The 19,822-nt window shown below is 70.7% G+C and carries 19 protein-coding genes and 1 pseudogene; 8 read left to right on the top strand and 12 right to left on the bottom strand.

The window, feature by feature from the left end:
* Position 1: 1 nt before the first annotated feature.
* The gene (locus ACFHWU_RS10665; protein WP_416590403.1) at positions 2–1,240 is read right to left on the bottom strand and encodes an ABC transporter substrate-binding protein; all 1,239 of its coding nucleotides are present in this window, start codon (positions 1,238–1,240) and stop codon (positions 2–4) included.
* Positions 1,241–1,489: 249 nt separating this feature from the next.
* Between ACFHWU_RS10665 and ACFHWU_RS10660 the strand changes: the two genes are divergently transcribed.
* The 3 genes and pseudogenes from ACFHWU_RS10660 to ACFHWU_RS10650 form a co-directional block, all read left to right on the top strand.
* Entirely contained in the window at positions 1,490–1,699 is a 210-nt protein-coding gene (locus ACFHWU_RS10660; protein ID WP_416556064.1) for a hypothetical protein, read from the top strand.
* A gap of 18 nt (positions 1,700–1,717) precedes the next feature.
* Positions 1,718–2,482: a hypothetical protein gene (locus tag ACFHWU_RS10655; RefSeq protein ID WP_416590402.1), complete on the top strand. Its 765-nt coding sequence runs from the start codon at positions 1,718–1,720 to the stop codon at positions 2,480–2,482.
* Between the two features lie 144 nt (positions 2,483–2,626).
* A pseudogene (locus tag ACFHWU_RS10650) lies at positions 2,627–3,109 on the top strand (aminotransferase class III-fold pyridoxal phosphate-dependent enzyme); the annotation flags it as partial.
* 106 nt (positions 3,110–3,215) lie between these two features.
* Here the strand turns inward: ACFHWU_RS10650 and ACFHWU_RS10645 are convergent.
* Entirely contained in the window at positions 3,216–3,587 is a 372-nt protein-coding gene (locus tag ACFHWU_RS10645; RefSeq protein ID WP_416556061.1) for a DUF3499 domain-containing protein, read from the bottom strand.
* Between the two features lie 219 nt (positions 3,588–3,806).
* On the opposite strand from ACFHWU_RS10645, the gene ACFHWU_RS10640 reads away from it, so the two are divergent.
* Positions 3,807–4,172 carry a metallopeptidase family protein gene (locus ACFHWU_RS10640; protein ID WP_233606708.1) on the top strand — a complete coding sequence of 122 codons (366 nt, stop codon included), beginning with the start codon at positions 3,807–3,809 and terminating at the stop codon, positions 4,170–4,172.
* Positions 4,173–4,204: 32 nt separating this feature from the next.
* On the opposite strand, the gene ACFHWU_RS10635 is transcribed toward ACFHWU_RS10640, so the two are convergent.
* The 6 genes from ACFHWU_RS10635 to ACFHWU_RS10610 all read right to left on the bottom strand — a co-directional run bounded on the left by ACFHWU_RS10635 (position 4,205) and on the right by ACFHWU_RS10610 (position 10,808).
* Complete coding sequence (locus ACFHWU_RS10635) at positions 4,205–4,462, bottom strand: WhiB family transcriptional regulator (protein WP_123605977.1); 258 nt, start codon at positions 4,460–4,462, stop codon at positions 4,205–4,207.
* A 494-nt stretch (positions 4,463–4,956) separates the two neighbouring features.
* Positions 4,957–5,322 (bottom strand): phospholipase, encoded by a 366-nt coding sequence (locus ACFHWU_RS10630; RefSeq protein ID WP_416556060.1) that lies wholly within the window; start codon positions 5,320–5,322, stop codon positions 4,957–4,959.
* 56 nt (positions 5,323–5,378) lie between these two features.
* Complete coding sequence (locus ACFHWU_RS10625; protein WP_416556058.1) at positions 5,379–6,767, bottom strand: DUF4331 domain-containing protein; 1,389 nt, start codon at positions 6,765–6,767, stop codon at positions 5,379–5,381.
* An 80-nt stretch (positions 6,768–6,847) separates the two neighbouring features.
* Positions 6,848–7,132, bottom strand: a complete 285-nt coding sequence (locus tag ACFHWU_RS10620) for a hypothetical protein (RefSeq protein WP_416590401.1) — start codon at positions 7,130–7,132, stop codon at positions 6,848–6,850.
* Positions 7,133–7,311: 179 nt separating this feature from the next.
* Positions 7,312–9,837: a bifunctional FO biosynthesis protein CofGH gene (locus ACFHWU_RS10615; protein ID WP_416590416.1), complete on the bottom strand. Its 2,526-nt coding sequence runs from the start codon at positions 9,835–9,837 to the stop codon at positions 7,312–7,314.
* Between the two features lie 128 nt (positions 9,838–9,965).
* Entirely contained in the window at positions 9,966–10,808 is an 843-nt protein-coding gene (locus ACFHWU_RS10610; protein ID WP_416590400.1) for a hypothetical protein, read from the bottom strand.
* Between the two features lie 80 nt (positions 10,809–10,888).
* Here ACFHWU_RS10610 and cofD point away from each other — a divergent pair, with 80 nt between their 5' ends.
* Positions 10,889–11,902, top strand: a complete 1,014-nt coding sequence (gene cofD / locus ACFHWU_RS10605; RefSeq protein WP_416590399.1) for a 2-phospho-L-lactate transferase — start codon at positions 10,889–10,891, stop codon at positions 11,900–11,902.
* The gene (locus tag ACFHWU_RS10600; protein ID WP_416556051.1) at positions 11,899–13,062 is read left to right on the top strand and encodes a coenzyme F420-0:L-glutamate ligase; all 1,164 of its coding nucleotides are present in this window, start codon (positions 11,899–11,901) and stop codon (positions 13,060–13,062) included. Before cofD ends, ACFHWU_RS10600 begins: the two co-directional genes overlap by 4 nt.
* Positions 13,063–13,075: 13 nt before the next feature.
* On the opposite strand, the gene ACFHWU_RS10595 is transcribed toward ACFHWU_RS10600, so the two are convergent.
* Positions 13,076–14,176, bottom strand: a complete 1,101-nt coding sequence (locus ACFHWU_RS10595) for a mannose-1-phosphate guanylyltransferase (protein WP_416556049.1) — start codon at positions 14,174–14,176, stop codon at positions 13,076–13,078.
* Between the two features lie 78 nt (positions 14,177–14,254).
* Entirely contained in the window at positions 14,255–15,418 is a 1,164-nt protein-coding gene (locus ACFHWU_RS10590) for a glycosyltransferase family 4 protein (RefSeq protein ID WP_416590398.1), read from the bottom strand.
* Positions 15,419–15,615: 197 nt separating this feature from the next.
* Between ACFHWU_RS10590 and ACFHWU_RS10585 the strand changes: the two genes are divergently transcribed.
* The gene (locus tag ACFHWU_RS10585; protein ID WP_416590397.1) at positions 15,616–16,323 is read left to right on the top strand and encodes a TIGR03089 family protein; all 708 of its coding nucleotides are present in this window, start codon (positions 15,616–15,618) and stop codon (positions 16,321–16,323) included.
* Between the two features lie 37 nt (positions 16,324–16,360).
* Here the strand turns inward: ACFHWU_RS10585 and ACFHWU_RS10580 are convergent, their stop codons facing one another.
* Together ACFHWU_RS10580 and ACFHWU_RS10575 are read right to left on the bottom strand one after the other, a co-directional pair.
* Positions 16,361–16,699, bottom strand: coding sequence for a hypothetical protein (locus tag ACFHWU_RS10580; RefSeq protein ID WP_416567454.1), 339 nt, complete (start codon positions 16,697–16,699; stop codon positions 16,361–16,363).
* A gap of 69 nt (positions 16,700–16,768) precedes the next feature.
* The gene (locus ACFHWU_RS10575; protein ID WP_416590396.1) at positions 16,769–18,778 is read right to left on the bottom strand and encodes an acetoacetate--CoA ligase; all 2,010 of its coding nucleotides are present in this window, start codon (positions 18,776–18,778) and stop codon (positions 16,769–16,771) included.
* A 273-nt stretch (positions 18,779–19,051) separates the two neighbouring features.
* Here ACFHWU_RS10575 and ACFHWU_RS10570 point away from each other — a divergent pair, with 273 nt between their 5' ends.
* Positions 19,052–19,783, top strand: a complete 732-nt coding sequence (locus tag ACFHWU_RS10570; protein ID WP_416590395.1) for a hypothetical protein — start codon at positions 19,052–19,054, stop codon at positions 19,781–19,783.
* Positions 19,784–19,822: the final 39 nt, after the last annotated feature.

Below are 19,822 nucleotides of genomic sequence, written 5' to 3'. Positions count from 1 at the left end.
CTCAGGCCCCGATGACCTGCTGGAACTTCTGCTCGTACGTGCGTTCCTGCTCCTCGGTCAGCGCCATGAACACGGCCGACCGGGCGAGCAGCGCCTCGTCGGGGAAGATCAGCGGGTTGGCGGCCAGCTCCGGGTCGACGGCGGTCATCGCCTCCTGGGCACCGGCAACCGGACAGATGAAGTTGACGTACGCGGCGACCTCGGCGGCGACCGCCGGGTCGTAGTAGTGGTCCATCAGCTTCTCGGCGTTGGTCTTGTGGGTGGCCTGGTTCGGCACCTGAATGTTGTCGGAGAACAGGATCAGCCCGGACTCCGGTGCCTGGAAGACGATGTTCGGGTCCTCGGCGGCCAGCTGGATCACGTCGCCGGACCAGCCGATGCAGGCGGCGACGTCGCCCCGGGCCAGGTCGGCGGCGTAGTCGTTGCCGGTGAACCGGCGGATCTGCCCGTCGGCGACCGCTTGGTGCAGCTTCTCCAGAGCGTCGTCGAACTGGGCATCGGTGAAGTCGGCCGGGTCGTGCCCGTTCGACTGCAGCAGCAGACCCATGGTGTCGCGCATCTCGGTCAACGCGGTTACCCGGCCCTTGAGGTCGGCCCGGGTGAGCAGCTCGTCGATGGTGCGGACCTCGCTGGTGACGGTGCCGTTGTAGGCGATGCCGGTCAGTCCGGACTGCCACGGTACGGCGTACGAGTCATCCGGGTCGAACGGGCGGGCCCTCAGCGACGGCAGCAGGTTGGCCGTGACGTTGGGCAGGTTCGCCTTGTCGAGGGACTGCACCCAGCCGAGCCGGATCATGCGGGCGGCCAGCCAGTCGGTGAGCACCATGATGTCGCGTCCGGTGGGCTGGCACGCCGACAGCTGGTTCTGCACCTTGCCGAAGAACTCGTTGTTGTCGTTGATGTCCTCGGAGTACGTGACCGTGATGCCGGAGGTCTGCTGGAACGCCTCCAGGGTGGGTCGGCGGCTCTCGTCGTCGGCGTCGACGTCGATGTACTGCGGCCAGTTCGAGAAGTTGATCACCTGTTCGCTGTCGGACAGGTCCTCGCTGACGCAGCTCTCCTCGGTCTGCTGGGCGGCCGGGGTGCCACATGCGGCGAACGCGCCGCCGGCGAGCAGCAGCCCACCGGAGGTGGCGGCGCCGCGTACCAGGGCTCGCCGGGTGAGGGTACGGCGCATGCCGAGGGCCGCGAGCAGTGCGGCGGCCGGCGCGGACGGTGGGGGGCGGAGGCGACTGCGCATGGACGGCTCCTGGAGTGGTGCCGGTCCGAAGGACCGGAAGGGTGCGGGCCGGGGGTACGGCCTGACGCGTCTCAGCACTGCCACCGACAAGACCGTGACGGGTACCGGTGCAACATATGTCGATTGTTCACCGGGGTCCACAGGGGTCACAACTTGTTGCTACTGTTCAGCTACCGATGGTAGCTGAACAGAAAGGCGCCAGCCGTGCTCAAGTATCTTCGCAGTGCCTTGGCGGGAACACTACTAGCGGTGGCTACCAGCCTCGCGCTGACGGCCACTCCGGCGCAAAGCGCCCCGCCCGACTACCACACCGTCATTTACTACTACTATTCGGACAGCAGCCACGCCACCGAGGTCGGCATCGGCTACCACTTCCGGTGCCCAGATGGCAACTACAAGTATCTGACGGGCGAATCCACCGCGTACTTCACCTCGATCACAGTCCCGTACTGCTTCTAGCCCGCCCAGGACGGCACGGTGCGGCCGCAAGCCGGCCGCACCGGCAGCCGATACCTGGGGTACGGGCCGGGCGAGAAGTACTACGTCTACCCGGCCGGTCAGCGTACCTTCGATTTCACCGGCAGCGAGGGCTCCGAGTCCCCACCGTTCATCGTGGTCTCCAAGGACAACCAGGAGCTGACCGTCTCCGGCGGGTTGACGTTCCACCTGGACACCTCGTGCGAAGACGAGGGCGGGATGCTGCGGGAGTTCCACGAGGAGATCGGGTTGAAGTTCCAGCCGATGGTCGACGGCGACGGACAGATCACTGATCGCTGGCTGGAGATGCTGCGGTTCTACATCGGCCACCCGTTGCAGCGGGCGATGACCACCGAGGCGCAGAAGTACGACTGGCTGGCGCTGTACAACGACCCGGCCACCCGGGCCGCGTTCGAGACCGCAATAACAAGATTCCGCCGCAATCCCCAAGTGGCGCAGGCACGCCGACAGACCGTCGAAGGAACCGTGCGACTGTTGTGTGGATTCAACCCACCAGATGTTGTCGTTTTCAGCCTAGCTCTCCTCAATCAGGTCGGCCGGCGTCACCGCATCGAGCTTCGATTTGATCACGCAGGTCCCGGCCGCACCAGCGCCTACATGGATTATCCGATGCGTAACACCGGTACACGGGAGTTGACTGGCCGCAAGAACGTCCCAGACCGACGGACCAAAGTTCGACAGTGGACCGACATTGGCGCGGATCGACCAAAGCGGAGATCCTGGTCTCGAGGCGTCTTGGAGTGACCCACCTCGTTACAGGGAACTCCGCTTTCCCATGTCCGACCGACACACCATTGACCGCCGCCGCAACGGCTTAACCGAGCGGCGTTGCAGCTAGACGGGGTCCATGCCGAGCGCCACCGCCGTCAGGTGCCGGCGCTGCGGTGGGTCGCCGCCGTCTTTCTGGAGCCGGTGCAGAACGCCGGCGGCTGTTTCCCGCCGCCGGGTTACTTCGAGCGGGTACGTGAGATCTGCGACGCGTACGACGTGCTGCTCGTCTCCGACGAGGTGATCTGCTCGTGGGGCCGGCTCGGCGAGTACTTCGGCACCCAGCGGTACGGCTACCAGCCGGACATCATCACCGCTGCCAAGGCGCTGACCTCCGGCTACTCCCCGCTCGGCGCGATGGTCGCGTCGGACCGACTGATCGAACCGTTCCTGCACGGCACCGAGTCGTTCGGTCACGGGATCACCCTCGGCGGACATCCGGTCTCCTGCGCGGTGGCGCTGGCCAACCTGGAGATCTTCGCCCGGGAGGAGCTGACCGGGCACGTACGGGCCAACGAAAGCGCTTTCCGGGGCACTCTGGAAAAGCTGTACGACCTGCCGATCGTCGGGGACATCCGGGGCGACGGGTACTTCTACGGCATGTTCCCGGTGCTCGGCGACGGGGTGGGCACCGCCAACCTGGCCGGCCGTACCGTCGCCGACCTGATCCTCGGTCGGCTCGGCGGGGTCGGGGGCGGATCGCCCGAGGTCAGGCCGGCGGGATCACCCGGAGGTGGCCACGGCGGCCGGTCGACGGGTTGATGTCGATGTCGACGGCCTCCGGGTCGCCCGGTCGCGGTGGCGGGGCCGGGCGGGCCGCCTCCCGGACCGCCTCGGCGAGCGCCACCAGATCGTCGGTGGTCGGTGGGGGCGGGTCGAACTCACCCTCGTGCCGGACGACCTGCCAGCCACGGGGCGCGGTCAGGCTACGGGCGTGCTGCTCGCAGAGGTCGTAGGTGTGCGGTTCGGCGAACGCGGCGAGCGGGCCGACCACCGCGGTCGACTCGTTGTAGACATAGGTCAACGTGGCGACGGCCTGGCGGGGGCAGCCGTTACGGGAGCAGCGCCGTGGTGACCTCACGGCGGCACGTTATCTCTAATACCGGCTCGACTACCAGTTTGCCGACGCGACACGCCGGGACTCCTGATCCGCACGCCCGGAAAGGGCCGATCCGGACTACGCTGGGCAGGTGACCGGAGGATCCCAGTGACCATCCCCGTGCCCGGCAGCGCGCAGACACCTCGCCGGGCGCGTCGGGATCGCCGGGACCGGCACGGGCGCGGGCTGCGCGGTCGGCTGGTGCCGGCGACGGTGCCGTTGGCCCGGACCAAGGCCGAGGTCTTCGACGAGCTGGTCCTGGACACGGTCGAGACGCTGGAGCGGCGCTTCGCGAAGGAGCTGGCCGGCGTCGAATTCGCCGTCGAGGACGTCCCACCTGATCTGAACGTGTACGACTCCGACGTGCTGGAGGACGGTGAGGTGCCGCTGGCCCGGCTGCTGCCCGGCCGGCCGGGGCGTCAGGAGATGCCGCCGCGGATCGTGCTCTACCGGCGTCCGCTGGAGTTCCGGGCGTTGAACCGGGAGGATCTCGCCGACCTGGTGCACGACGTGATCATCGAGCAGGTGGCGAATCTGCTCGGCGTCGACCCGGACGAGCTGGCCTGAGTTGGCAACTCGTCCGGGTCGACAGCGGCAGGTCAGGCGACCCTGCGCTTGAGCTTGCGTCGTTCCCGCTCGGACAGTCCGCCCCAGATGCCGAACCGCTCGTCGTGACCGAGTGCGTACTCCAGGCACTCGGACTTCACCTCGCAGCGAGAGCAGATCCGCTTGGCCTCGCGGGTGGATCCGCCCTTCTCCGGGAAGAACGCCTCCGGATCGGTCTGCGAGCACAGCGCCCGCTCCTGCCACTCCGGGGCGTTACCGAGCAGGTCCGCGACCTCCAGCCGACCATCCATACGCGTGCCTCCTTTCGCGCGCCGCCCCACCCGGCCGGCGCAACCCCCCACGCGGAAGGCGTGTCCATCTTGCCCGTACGATCCGGTTTTGATGCAGCCCGTCCGAGCGACCCCGTTGAAATTACACGCGTGTAATGCGTGCGTCGTCAAGACGAACCTGGTAAATGGGCTTGCCGTCGCGCACCGGTCACCCGCCCTCCCCGTTGTCATCCGGCCCGCAACCTGCCCTATCGATTCAGACCCCCACCGGGTAACGCGGGACCGGCGAGTCGCACCACCCTGCCCGGCCTGACCGGCGAATCCCAGCGGCGACGACGCTGTCCGCAGACGACATCGAGCCGGTGCCGCTCACGCGGCACCGGCTCGATGTCCGGTCGGACGACCGGTCTACCTCACTTGCCCTACTTTCCTCCCCAGGGTCCGTCACGCCTACGGCCCGGAAGCCGATCGCGCCTAGTGCATCGATCTCGTCACACTGTCGTGCGGGAGTCCCGTCACCCTGCCTTGGGGATCAGCCGCCCAGCGGTGGCGTGCTGCGGCCAGACGAACTCGGTCACCGCCCCGCCGGTGATCGTCACCTGACCGGCGGGCACCTCGTCGAAGCGCCACACGGTGTAGGAACCCGCCGGCAGATCGGTGTAGACGGCGCTGAAAAAGACTCCGTCGCGTACCTGCCGCTCCCGGACCGCCGCATGGGTACGCGGGGCCGGATCCGGCTGGTCCGGACCGGCGGTCGGGCTGATCTCGATCTCCCGGCCGTGGAACTCCTGTCCGGTGTAGATGATCAGGGCACCCATATCGCCGCCGATGTCGAGGACGACGCCGCCGGTCTCCGACGGGGCCAGACTGTGCTCGTGCATGCTCCCCACCTTCTTTGGATCTGCCGGGGCCGGCCCGGACGGGACGGACGGGCCGGTCAGGACGGGTTGTTGAACCCGTCGTACGGCACGCCGAGGTACGGGAACTGGTTCAGGAACGGGGCGGTCACGTCGGCAGCGCTCAGCCCATGAGTCACCGCGCCGGCCGCGTCGTCCGGGGTGAAGTTGTTGTCAATCAGCGGGAACGTCAATCCGGCGATAGCCCGCAGCGAAATGGTGACCACGTCGTCGGTCGTCCGTCGGCCGTTCGGGAAGCCGGCCAGGTCGCCGCCGAGCAGACCGAACCGATTCGGCTGGTCCGCCGGGGGGATCGCGGTGTTCAGCCGCAGCATGTCCGCCTGCAGATCGCCGGTGTTGTTCTGGAAGCCGTCGATCAGCCCGGCCGGAATCCCGGTCAGTAGGATCGCCACCAGATCGGCTCGGGCCACGCCGGACTCGTTGAGCTCGGCCAGGTTGGGGAAGACGTCCGGGTAGAGCACCGGCAGCAGCTGCGCCAGTTCGGGCTTCTCCACCAGGCCCGCGAAGCGCTTGTCCTCCGCCGGGGGCAAGGTGTTCCACAGGTCCTTCTGCGCCATCGGCACAATGACCTCGTTGAACAGCGGATTACCGAGTCGCGACACCTGAACCGTCGGTCCGACGTTGACGTCAGCAGCCTTGGCATTGCCCAGCATCCGTACCTGCTGACGCCCGGCCGAGGTCCAGACCCCGATCACCGAACGCTGGTCGTTCACGCCGTACTGGCCGCCGCCACTGACCAGGTCGGTGATCGGGACCTGCAGCGCGATGCTGGAGACGTTCAGCCGGTCGGTGGCGTTCACCGGCTCGTCCGCCACGTTGAAGATGTCCTTGCCGACCACGTGCAGCTGCTGGAAGGGCCGCAGGTTACCCAGGTCGAAGATGGCACCCAGGTCAACGAAGAACCCCTCGGCCCGCTGCCCGGCGAAGACCCGTTCACCGCTCTTGAGCTGGAACGTGGCGTCATTGGCCAGCCCCACGTAGTCGGGGGTGGACAGCGGACCGATGTTGCACGGCGGGCAGGGCACATTACGGGCCAGCAACTGCGCCTTGCCGTGCGCGTCCACCTTGGTAACACTGTAGAACTGGCGCCGGTTCCAGTTCTCGCTGTCCAGCGCCTCGATCGGTCCGGTGTTGTAGAGAAAAGTGTTCTCGTTGGTGATCTCCGTGTGGAACCGGAACTGGTAGGTGATGTCCGGATGACCGTCGCCGTTGTTGTCCACGTGGATCTCGTAGAGCACGTCATCGCCGAACTCGAAGAAGTTCGGCCCGCCCGACGGCACCTGTAAAGGCAGATAGTTGGCGATGAGAGTCACCGTGTCGGGGCGGTCCGGACTCACGAACGCGTAAAGGTCGGTGCTGTCGGCAACCGGGTCCTTGGATATCTCCGGCGCTTCACGGTGCGAAGACATGGCTAACCTACCTCACATAGCCTGGATGAATCGGTGATCGATGCGGTACGCGTCAGGTGAAACGTGCCCGTATGGCGTAATCAGCCCTGGCTGGCGGCGCGCTGCAACCGGGCGGCAAGACCCTTGTCCCGTACCTCGATCCGCGACGTGCCGACGAAGACGTCCAGCGTGCCGTTGGACGGATCCCGTAGATGGACGACGATCGCCTCGTCCTCCGAGGCAGCTCCGGCGAGCCGGCTGTCCACGGCCGACGACAGGCCGCTGACGCTGACTGCGGCCGCGCCGACACCCGCGCTCGCCGCCACGGTCAGCACCTGGCGGCGGGAGATCTTGAACTTCGGTCGGTTTCGCTGGCGAGTTCTCATGGACAACCCTTCTGGTGGGTCAGGGGGTGACCCACTGTCGCGATGGGACCAGAGCCGGCGCGGCCCATCCGTCACCCGCAGTCGCCGGCACCTATCCATACGGCCGACGACGCCGGTGGGTTCGATCATCCGCGAATCGACTTTTGTCGGGTACGCCACCGCAGTGCGCCGGCCGGCCGTCAGCGCTGGTACGCGGTGGACCGGCGGACCGCTGGACGGCCGGCGGCGGCCGCGATCGACTGCAGCTGCGCTTCGGTACGCGCCGAGCCGTTGGCCGACCCGGCCATCCGCGAGATCGTCTCCTCCATCAGCGTCCCGCCGAGATCGTTGCACCCGCCGCGCAGCATCGCGACGGTGCCCTCGTCGCCGAGCTTCACCCAGGAGCACTGGATGTTGTGTACCCGGCCGTGCAGCAACAGCCGGGCCATGGCGTGCACGGCTCGGTTCTCCCGCCATGTCGGCCCCGGCCGGGCCAGCCCGGCGAGGTAGATCGGCGCGTTAGTGTGCACAAATGGCAACGCGACGAACTCGGTGAAGCCGCCGGTGCGGTCCTGCACCCCGGCCAGCACCCGGAAATGCGCCAGCCACTGACCGGGATGGTCCACGTGCCCGTACATCATCGTCGAGCTGGACCGCAGCCCCAGCTCGTGCGCGGTGGTCACCACCTCGACCCAGGTGGCGGCCGGCAGTTTGCCCTTGGTCAGCACCCACCGCACGTCGTCGTCGAGGATCTCCGCCGCAGTTCCCGGGATGGTGTCCAGTCCCGCCTCGCGCAGCATCAGCAGCCAGTCCCGGACCGGCATGCCCGCCTTCGCGGCGGCGGTGACGATCTCCATCGGGGAGAAGGCGTGCACATGCAGCTGCGGCACCCGTCGTTTGACCGCCCGGACCAACTCGGCGTACGCGGTCACCGGCAGCTTGGGATCGATGCCGCCCTGCATGCAGACCTCGGAGGCACCGGCCCGCCACGCCTCCTCGGCCCGGTCCGCCACCTGCTCGGCGGAGAGCCGGAACGCGTCGGCGTCCCGTTCCCGCTGGGCGAACGCGCAGAATCGGCAGCCGACGTAGCAGACGTTGGAGAAGTTGATGTTGCGGTTGACCACGTAGGTGACGTCGTCGCCGACGGTGTCCCGGCGTACCTCGTCGGCGATCCGGCAGACCTGGTCCAGCGCCGCGCCATCGGCGTTGAACAGGGCGAGCGCCGCGTCGGTGTGCCGTGGTTGCAGCAGCGCCGCCGGATCGTCGGCGGCCAGCCGCAGCCCGGCCCGCAGATTCGCGTCGCCAGCGCCGTCGCCGTTGGTGCCGGCACCGGTCGGTACGCTGATCCGGCCGGCGACCTCGGCCCAGTCGCCGTACACCCGGTCGAAGTCGCCCCGCCGGTCCCCGGTCCGCCCAGTGGTGTCGATCGTGGTGTGCAGATCGGTCCGGCCGACCGGGGCGAACAGCTCCTCCGGCTCCTGCCAGGGGCGGCCGACCGGCATCGCCGACTCGTCGGCCAGACCGGTGCCCGGCTCGGCGAGCGCCGACACGTGCGCGGCCAGCCGGGGGTCCAGCCACGCCTCGCCGCGCCGCACATACTCGGGGTAGACGGTCAGCCGTTCCCGCAGGGTGAACCCGGCGGCGGCAGTACGCCGGGTCAGCTCGTCGATCTGCGGCCAGGGCCGCTCCGGGTTGACGTGGTCCGGAGTCACCGGCGACACCCCGCCCCAGTCGTCGATGCCGGCCCGCAGCAGCAGCGCGTACTCCCCCTCGACCAGGTTCGGCGGGGCCTGGATGCGGGCACCCGGCCCGAGCAGGAGGCGGCCGACGGCCACCGTCGCGGCCAGGTCACGCAGTTCGGCGTCCGGCATGCCACGCATCGCCGTGTCCGGCTTGGCACGAAAGTTCTGCAGGATCACCTCCTGGATGTGACCGTACTCGCGGGCCGCCGACCGGATCGCGAACAGCGACTCGACCCGTTCCCGGGGAGTTTCGCCGATGCCGATCAGCAGGCCGGTGGTGTACGGCACGCCGACCCGACCGGCGTCGGCGATCGCCCGCAGCCGCACCGCCGGTTCCTTGTCCGGCGAGCCGTGGTGCGGGCCGCCCGGCTCGGACCACAGCCGGGTCGCGGTGGTCTCCAGCATCATCCCCATGCTGGGCGCCACCGGCTTGAGCCGTTGCAGCTCGGCCCAGCTCAGCACCCCCGGGTTGAGGTGCGGCAGCAGACCGGTCTCCTCCAGTACGGCGATCGCGCAGGCCCGCAGATAGTCGACGGTGGAGTCGTAGCCCCGCTCGTCCAGCCACCGCCGGGCCGCCGGCCAGCGGTCCTCGGGCCGGTCGCCGAGGGTGAACAACGCCTCCTTGCAGCCCTGCGCGGCACCGGCTCGGGCGATCGCCAGCACCTCGTCGCGGTCCAGGTACGCGGCGGGCAGCCGGCCGGGCACGGTGGCGAAGGTGCAGTAGTGGCAGCGGTCCCGGCAGAGCCGGGTCAACGGGACGAAGACCTTCCGCGAGTACGTGATCACGCCCGGCCGGCCGGCGTCCCGTAGCCCCGCGTCGCGCAGCGAACCGGCGAGGTCGAGCAGTTCGTCGAACTCGTCTTCGGTGGCGGCCAGCAGCGCGACCGCCTCGTCCAAGTCGAGACTGCGGCCGGTCGCGGCACGACGCAGCGCCCGCCGGACACTTGCGGTGGTGGGCTGTCCCGCCGGGGCGGCCCCGGTCACCCGGGCGACGACGGATTCGGTGTGCTCGGCCACCAGTGCAGACTAGGCCCTCGGGCTTGCGCCGGCCGGTGGCGCTCGCCACAGCGGTCACCGGCGACCGGAGCTGAGCCGCCGACGACCGGAGCCACTTAGGAGATTCGCTGGGTCGGCCCGTCCGGTCCCGGCTCCTGCGGAGCGGGCTCGTTCCCAGCCGGCCCTGGCTTGTCCCCGGGCGGAGCCGGCGGCCCGGAAGACGGCGCCGTCGGCGCAGGCGGCGCGTACATCGGATGCGGGCCGCTCTGCGGTGGTGGCGGTGGCGGGTACGCCGGTCCGGGCTGACCGGGCTGGTGGTACGGGTGGTACGGGCCCGGCTGGCCGTACTGACCCGGCTGGCCGTAGCCGGGCGGCGGTGGGCCGTACGGACCGGGCTGGCCGTACTGCCCTGCTGGGCCGTAGCTGGGCGGTGGGCCGTAGCCGTCCGGTGCCGGCGGCTTCGGTGGCACCACCTGGTAGCGCCCCTGCCAGATCCGCCACAGCGCGTACCCGGCGACGCCGAGCACCGCCAGCCACGCCGCCCGGGTCAGCAGCGCCTGAAAGCCGCCGCGGATGGTGTCGTCGACCAGCACGACGAAGCCGACCAGCAGCCCGAACAGACCACCGAACACCGCAGCGACCGCGTACTCGACGAGGGCGACCAGGGTCATCAGCCGAGCCCGGCCCAGCTCCGGGGTGAGGTGCGTGGCGAGCAGCACCGCCAGCAATGGGAAGCTGACCGTGGCCAGGTTGACGAAGCTGCCGAAACTGTCCGCCGAGCGGCGGGCGAACCCCGGCCCGAAGCCGAGCCGGTACGGCACGAGCAGGTCCAGCAACGCGGTGAACAGGAACACTGCGGTGGCACCGAGCAGGACGGCGGCGGCGAGCTCCCGCAGCGGCATGGTGAGATCTCTGGCTGGCGGCCGGTCGCCGGGCCCAGCCTCTGGTTGGGTGGTCACGCGTTTCTCCCGGTGCTCGCAGGTGGCGGCGGTCGATGCCGGTGAGCGTAGTGCTCCGCCGATGGACGAGGATGGACGGCATGCGGATCGTGGTACTGACCGGCGGGATCGGCGGCGCGAAGTTCCTGGTCGGCGCGCGAGAGTACGCCCGACGCACCGAAGCCGAGCTGACTGCCGTGGTCAACGTCGGTGACGACGTGATCCTGCACGGGTTGCGGATCAGCCCGGACCTGGACAGCGTGATGTACACACTCGGCGGCGGCGCGGATCCGGAGCGTGGCTGGGGCCGGGTCGGCGAGACCTGGGCGGTGAAGAACGAGCTGGCCGCGTACCAGGCGGAACCCACCTGGTTCGGGCTCGGTGACCGGGACGTCGCCACCCATCTGGTCCGCACCACCATGCTCAACGCCGGCTATCCGCTGTCGGCGGTCACCGAGGCGCTCTGCGCCCGCTGGCGGCCGGGGGTGCGGCTGCTGCCGGCCACCGACGACCGGCTGGAGACCCACGTCGTCGTCTCGGACCCGGAGTCGGGGCCGGGCTCGGAGTCGGGGCCGGGGCCCGATGCCGGCGGCGAGCGGGCCATCCATTTCCAGGAATGGTGGGTACGCCATCGGGGCGCGCTGCCCACCCACCGGTTCGTCTTCGTCGGCGCGGCACAGGCCAAGCCGGCTGCCGGCGTACTGGACGCACTGGCCGCCGCCGACGTCGTGCTGATCGCACCGAGCAACCCGGTGGTGAGCATCGCACCGGTACTCGCCGTACCCGGGATCCGCGAGGCACTCGCCGGCAACCCGGCCCCGGTGGTCGGTGCGTCGCCGATCATCGGCGACGCACCGGTACGCGGCATGGCCGACCGGTGTCTCGCGGTGCTGGGCGAACCGTGCACGGCGGCGGGTGTGGCGGCGCTCTACGGTGCCCGGCGCGCCGGTGGGCTGTTGGACGGCTGGCTGGTCGACCCGGTGGACGAGGCCACCCGGGTGGACGGGATCGAGGTGCGGGCCGTACCGCTGTGGATGTCCGACGAGGCGGCGACGGCCGCGATGGTCGGCGCCGCGATCGAACTGGCCGGTCGGCCGACCGGGGTGACCGGATGAGGCTGGAGATCCTGCCGGTCACCGGGATCGGCGAGGTGCTCCCCGGTGACGACCTGGCGGCGCTGATCGGGGACGCCGCGCCGTGGCTGCGCGACGGCGACGTCCTCGTGGTGACCAGCAAGATTGTCTCCAAGGCCGAGGGCCGGCTGGCGGACCTGCCGGCCGACGATCCGGACCGCAGCCGGGTCCGCGACGAGGTACTGGCCGCCGAGACCGTCGAGGTGGTGGCGCGGCGTGGGGCGACCCGAATCGTCCGCACCCGGCACGGGTTCGTGATGGCGGCCGCCGGGATCGACAACTCGAACGTGGCTCCCACCCAGCTGGTGCTGTTACCGGTCGACCCGGACCGGTCGGCCCGACAACTGCGGGCCGGGTTGCACGCCCGGCTGGGGCTCGATCTGGCGGTCGTCGTGTCGGACACCATGGGACGGCCGTGGCGCAACGGCCTGACCGACGTCGCGCTCGGGGCCGCCGGCATCGACCCGGTGCGCGACTACTGCGGCCAGACCGACCGGTACGGCAACGAGCTACGGCTGACCCAGATGGCGGTGGTCGACGAGATGGCCGCTGCCGGGGACCTGGTGAAGGGCAAGTCGGAGCAGGTGCCGGTGGCGGTGGTCCGCGGCTATCCGTGGCGGCCGGCCCCGCCGGCGGGGCCGGCCGGTCCCGACGGGCCGGGCGTGCGCCCACTGATCCGCGAACCAGGTCAGGACCTGTTCACGCTGGGTACGGCGGAGGCCCGGCGGGCCGGGCTGCTCGCGGCGGCGACCCTGCCACCGGCCGGGCCGGTAGCGGCCCCGGCCGGACCGGCGGGTGCTCCGGCCGTCGGAGTCGACGATCGCCGTCCGGTCGACGGCGAGACCGTGGCCCGAGCGGTCCGGCTGGTGTCCGAGGTGGTGGCACCCGGCACCCGCTTCGAACTGGCCGACGCCGACGATCAGCGGACCGCGACCGACGGTCTGCCGGCCGACGCAGCGTACCCGGTGTTGCTGCGCTGCCGGCCGCCTGGCGATACGCCGCCGGACCTGGTGCGCTTCGGCGCCGACCTGCACCGGCTACGGGCGGCGCTGGCGGCCGACGGGGTCGCCAGCGCCGAGCTAGGGACCGTCGCCGGCCCCGACGGTACCGTCGTCGCACTCGGGCTCGTCGCGCCGCCGTGACGGACCCGGTGGCCTACACGTAGCCGTCCTCGCCGCGCTCCTTGAGCGCGTCCACCAGCCGCTTGACGTCCTGCGCCCGATCGCGCGGGCAGACCATTACCGCGTCCGGGGTGTCCACCACGATCAGGTCCCGTACGCCGAGCGCCGCGACCAGCCGGTTGGAGTGCGGCACCACCACCAGGCCGCTGCTGTCCCGCAGCAGCACCCCCGGCTTCTCCTCGGCCGCCGAGGCGCCGAGGACGACGTTGCCGTCCGGATCGGCGGGCAGCACGTCGCCGAGGGTGTGGAAGTCCCCGACGTCGTTCCAGCCGAAGTCGCCGGGGACGGTGCCGACCCGCCCGGCGGCGGCCGCGCCCTCCATCACCGCGTAGTCGACGGAGATGCGGGGCAGTGTCGGCCAGATCTCGCCGAGCACCTCGTCCCGGTCGGGGCTGTCCCACCTGGCCGCGATCCGGGTCAGGCCGGAGTGCAGCTCGGGCTGTTGGCGGGCCAACTCGGTGAGGAACACGTCGACCCGCCAGACGAACATGCTGGCGTTCCAGAGATGCCGGCCGGAGCGCAGGTACTTCTCGGCAACCGCCAGCCCTGGCTTCTCGGTGAACTGCTCGACCCGGCGGACCGGCCCGGAACCGATGGTGTCGCCGCAGGCCAGGTAGCCGTAGCCGGTCTCCGGCCGGGTGGGGGTGACACCGACGGTCATCAGCAGGCCGGTACGGGCTCCGTCCACCGCCTGACGAATCGTCTCCACGAACCGGTCGGTGTCGCCGATCAGATGGTCGGCCGCGAACGAACCCATCACGCCCTGGGGTTCACGCCGGGCGACGACCGCGGCGGCGAGGGCGATCGCCGCGCAGGAGTCCCGGGGCGACGGCTCGACGAGCACGTTCTCCTCCGGCACCGTCGCCAACTGCCGGGCGACCGCTGCGGCGTGCGCCGCACCGGTCACCACCAGTATCCGTTCCGGATCGGTCAGCGGCGCCAGCCGTGCGACGGTCGCCTGCAGCAGTGAGGCGGTGGTGCCGGTGAGGGGGTGCAGGAATTTAGGGTTACCGGCGCGGGACAGCGGCCACAGTCGGGTGCCGCTGCCACCCGCCGGAATAACGGCGAAGAGCATCAGCACATCATGCCCGGCACGGGCACGCCACCCGACGAGATGGCGGAAACCTACCCGTACCGGTAGGTAGTGGTCGGGTCACCAGGCGACCCGGTTCATGCTGGCGGCCCGGCTCCACGCCGCCACGTGCACCTCGGCGCTGGATGCCCAGGTGAACTCCTTGGCCCGGTCCACCCCGGCCTTGGCCAACGCGTGCCGGCGGGACTCGTCGTCGAGCAACGCCACCAGGTCGGCGGCGATCCGGTCCGGATCCTCGCTGGTGTAGGCGACCGCGTCACCGCCGACCTCGGGCAGCGACAGCCGGGGCGTGGTCAGCACCGGAGTACCGCAGGCCATCGCCTCCAGGATCGGCAGGCCGAAGCCCTCCCCGTAGGACGGGTAGGCGGCGACGAGGGCACCGCCGAGGAAACCGGGCAGGTCGGCGTAGCGCAGGTAGCCGGGACGCAGCAGCCGCAGGTGGGCGGGGACGTCGGTGACGGCACGGTCGATCTCGTCGTCGTGGCCCTGCCCGCCGGCGACCACGAGCGCGGGCGGCTCGGGCCGGTCCTGCACCGCGCGAACCCAACCCCGGATCAGGTTGGGCACGTTCTTACGCGGCTCCTTGGCACCGAGGAACGCGATGTAGTCGGTGCCGGTCAGCCCGAGCCGGGCCCGTACCCGGGCCTTCTCTTCGTCGCTGGGCACGTGGAAGGCGCCGCAGTCGACGCCGTGGTAGGCCACGTCGATCCGGGCCTGGTCGGCGTTGAGCAGCCGGATCAACTCGTCACGGCTGGCCTTGCTGGGCACGATCACCCGACTGGCCCGGCGCAGCGAGGTCCTGATCGCGCTGCGGAAGAAGGTTCGCCGCGACTTGTCGTAGTGCTCCGGTTCGGTGAAGAACGTCGCATCGTGCACAGTTACCGTTATCGGACATCCAGCCCGCATCGGACAGGTGTAGTACGGCGAGTGCAGCACGTCAGCACCGGTCTGCTGGGCGAGCAGCGGCAACCCGGTCTGCTCCCAGGCCAGCCGGGCCGGGCGATGCGCGACGGCGGCCGGCGCAGCGATCACGTCGGCGGCCGGCAACATCCGGGTGTACCGCTCGACATCTGTACGCAGCGCTACGACGGAGAGCTCGACGCCGCTGCCGATGAGCGCACCGAGGGCCCCCAGCAGGCCGTCAACGTATCGACCGACGCCACCGCGGTCGGTGGGCACGCTCGTGGCGTCGATGAGTACGCGGGGCGGTCGACCGGCGGTCACTGGGCAACTCCTCTAAGGGGGTGGTGGAGGGTTGTGAAGAACGACACGTGTGCCAAGACTACGCCGCCCGACGCCGTCCGCCGTGTCGACGACGCGACCGAAAACGCGGCGCGGCGAACCGCGCCGCCAACGATCAGCGGGGCGAGACCACCCGGTGACAGCGTGTACGTACAGTGACGGCGCTACGCTCAGCCCCGATGACCAACAACCTGGCCGGGCTGCTCGCGGTCGCCGTCGCTGCGGACCCGACACGGCCCCTGCTCACCTGGTACGACGACGCGACCGGCGACCGGGCCGAGCTGTCCGGTGCGACGCTGGCCAACTGGGTGGCCAAGACCGCCAACCTGGTGGTGGACGGGGCCGGCGCGGCCGCCGGCGACCACGCCGACGTCGCGTTGCCGGCCCATTGGCAGACCGCCGGCGTCCTGCTCGGTTGCTGGTCAGCCGCGCTGGTGGTACGGACCGCCCCGGCCGCCGGGCCCGGCACCCCGGCTGCGGAAGTGCTCTTCGCCAGCCCGCCGGCGGTGCCCGAGGTCGATCGGCGGCCCGCCGGCGAGCGCTACCTGCTCAGCCTCGCCCCGATGGCGGCACCCGCCCGGGAACTGCCGCCCGGCTGGACCGACTACATCACCGAGGTACGCGGCCACGGCGACCATTTCACCCCGTACCCGGCGGTCGACCGACAGGACCCGGAGCTGGCTGGCCGGGCCCGCCGGCGCGGCGCGGAGCTGGGCATCGGGGCCGGGGCCCGGGTCCTGGTCGACTGCGACCGGTACCCGGACCCGACCGACTGGCTGCTGGCGCCGCTGGCCGCCGAGGCGACCATGGTGCTCTGCCGCAACCTCGACCGGCAGCGACTCGACGGGCGGGTGGACAGCGAAAAGGTCGATCTGGTCCTGGCCTGAGTGGTCGTCGTCGGCACCGCCGGACGATCGGGGCCGGTCAGAGTTCGCGGGGCACCACTTCCCGCAGTTCGCCGTCCGGCGCGCACACGTAGAACCCGGCCCGATCGGCCAGCCACGGCTTGCCCGCCGCCTCACCGTCGCTGAGCAGCTTCTCCTGCACGCCGAGGATGATGTACCGGGACCCGTCCGGATTGCCGTCCCGCCAGCCCGGGCCATACAGCCGGTCGACCAGCATCTCGCGCCGCTGCCGCGGCACCGCGCCGTCCACCACCCAGTCAGTCGGCAGCCGGTACCAGAACGTCCGGGTGATCCCGGCCAACGGGTTGAAGGCGTGCGCCCCCTCGACCCGGACGCCGAGCGTGTCGGTGATCTTCAAACGGAAGTAGACACCCACGCCTGTGAGACGCGCTGCGCTGACGCCGCGTTGCCATCCCGGCGGAATCGGTCAACCCACCGACGCTTCCCGGTCCTGGGCGAACCGGATGAACGGCGCCAACGCCGCCGGATCGGTCAACGCCCCGGCCGCCGCCGCCTGCCCGGCAGGCACGCCGGTGAGGATCTTCTTCACCGGCACCTCCAGCTTCTTGCCGGACAGCGTCCGGGGCACGGCCGCGACCTGATGAATCCCGTCCGGCACGTGCCGCGGTGACAGCGCCGAGCGCAGCTCACGCACGATCCGGGTACGCAGCGCGTCGTCCAGCCCGACCCCGGCCCGCAATGCCACGAACAGCAGCAGCTCCCCCGCCCCGCCCTGCGGATCCTCCAGGTGAACCACCAGCGAGTCGGCGACCTCCGGCAACGCCTCCACCACCGAGTAGAACTCGGCGGTGCCCAACCGCACCCCGCCCCGGTTCAGGGTGGCGTCCGAACGGCCGGTGATCGCGCAGCTCCCGTCCTCGGCGACGGTGATCCAGTCACCGTGGCACCAGATCCCCGGGTACCGGTCGAAGTACGCCTGCCGGTAACGGCTGCCGTCCGGGTCGTTCCAGAACCCGACCGGCATGCTCGGCATCGGCTCGGTGATAACCAGCTCGCCCAGCTCACCGACCACCGTCCGGCCGTCGGCGGCCCGGGCCTCGACCCGCGCGCCCAGACACCGGCAGGCAATCTCCCCGGCCCGCACCGGCAACAGTGGTACGCCGCCCACGAACCCGGTGCACACGTCGGTGCCGCCGGACAGCGACGTCAACTGCAGATCCTCGCCGACCGACCGGTACACCCAGGTGAAACCCTCGGCCGGCAGCGGCGCCCCGGTCGAGCCGACCCCGCGCAGCCGGGACAGGTCGGCGATCTGGCGGGGCACCAGCTTCTCCTTACGGCAGGCCAGCAGGAACGGCGCCGAGGTGCCGAAGTAGGTGGCGCCGGTCTCGGCGGCCAGTCGCCACAGGGTGCCCAGGTCCGGGCTGGCCGGGCCGCCCGGGGCGGCGCTCACCGCCGGGTTGCCGTCGAACAGCACGATGGCCGCACCCACCGCCGGCCCGGAGGCAAGGTAGTTCCACATCATCCAGCCGGTGGTGGTGTACCAGAAAAACCGGTCCCCCGGCCCCAGATCGTGATGCAACGCCAGCATCTTCAGATGCTCCAGCAGGATGCCGCCGTGCCGGTGCACGATCGGCTTGGGCAGCCCGGTGGTGCCCGACGAGTAGAGCACGTACAGCGGCTGATCGAACGGCACCGCGTCGAACGCCAACGGCTCGTCGGTCGGCGCGGCGAGCGCCTCCCAGGTCGAGGTGGCCCACGACGGGGCGTCCGACGGCTCAGCCGACAGGTACGGGATGAGCACCCGGTGCCGCGCCGACGGCAACGCGTCCGCGATCGCTGCCACCTCGGCGCGGCGGTCGACCGCCTTGTCGCCGTACCGGTAGCCGTCGACCGCGACCAGCACCGTCGGCTCGATCTGCTGCCAGCGGTCGGTGACGCTGCGAGTGCCGAACTCCGGCGCGCACGACGAGAAGATCCCGCCCAGGCTGGCGGTGGCCAGCATCAGCACGTACGTCTCGGGGATGTTCGGCGCGTACGCCGCAACTCGGTCCCCCGGCCCCACCCCGAGCCGCCGCAGCCCGGCCCGCACCCGGCGGACCTCGTCGCGCAGTTGCCCGACGGTGAGGGTGACCGGCGCTCGGGTCTGGCTGTGCGCGATCACCACCGGGGCGTCCTCGGCCAGCCCGGGGGCGCGCAGAACGTGCTCGGCGTAGTTGAGCCGGGCACCGGGGAACCACCGCGCGCCGGGCATCCGCCGGTCGGCGAGCACCTGCTCTGCCGGCTGATGGCCGACCACCTCGAAGTAGTCCCAGATCGACCCCCAGAACCCGGCCAGGTCGTCGACCGACCACTGCCACATCTGCTGGTAGTCGGCGAACCGCAGCCCGCTGGTGCGCTCCAGCCACGCCAGGTATCCGCCGATCCGGGTCCGTTGCCGCACGTCCGCCGGTGGGCACCACAGCACCTCGCTCACGACTGACACTCCTCCCCGGGTCACGGCCGCGTCGCCGGACCGCGTGTGGCCGTCCACTTCCATCCTCGCTCACGTCGCGCGCCGCCGGCGGCGGTGCCGCTGATCGATTGTCCTGCCAACCGGGGCGCAACGGAGCGTGCCGGGAACACAAGCTGTCGTCGGCAGGTAGCGCAACGGGCACAGGCTGCGACGGATACCAAAGTGTCCGGAAAAAGTTCGCCGCCCGTTGCGCCCTGACTCAAGCATCCCCGCCCGAAACGGTACGGTTTGCCCATGCGTCATCTCTGGAGCCTCCTCAGCGGCCTGGCCGTGGCACCGCTGTGCTGGGTGCTGATCGCGGTCGGCCAGACGACATCGGCCCGCACCATCGCCGGCTGGGTGACCGACGACACTTACCACACGGCGACCCTGCTGGCACCGGCCGCGTTCGTGTTCGCCGCCGGGCTGCTGCTCGGGCTGCTGGGCACGCTACGGTTCTCCCCGCTCGGTCCACTCACCGCCGGGCTGGCCCTGGCCACCCCGTACGTCGCGATGTTCGTCGACCCGTTCGGTGCCCGCGACCTGATCGGTATCGGTACGCCGTGGCGGCTCCTCGGTGAACCGGTGGTACTGCTGCAGCCGGTGGAGAACGGCACTCTCGCGTTACTCGGGGTGCTGCTCAGCACCGCGGTGCTGAGCCGGCAGCGGTGGCGGTCCCGGCCCGCGGCGAACAGCACCTCCGGCGACAAGGCCGGCTCCGATGCGACGGCGGCGGAGCCGTTGCCGGTCCGGCCGCTCGGCGAGTTCGATCCGTCGCTCTGGTCACTGCCGGGCGGCAGCACCACGACGTCGGACGAATCCGCCGGCGCGCCGGCCGGCCCGGACCGGGCCGACGCAGGCCGGCCGGCGTCGTTGACCACGAAGACGAAGTCGACACTGGCCGCGCCGGCCAAAGACGTTCGACCCGACGGCGACGGGCTACGGCCGGCCCGGCGCATCCCCCGGTCCAGTCGGTTGATCCGCTGAGTTGACCCACCGACCATCGTCGGTGACGTTGCGACCGGC

It is taken from the genome of Micromonospora sp. LOL_015, assembly GCF_048060275.1.
GTDB lineage: Bacteria > Actinomycetota > Actinomycetes > Mycobacteriales > Micromonosporaceae > Micromonospora_E.
This window is presented reverse-complemented; position numbering and strand designations above follow the sequence as displayed.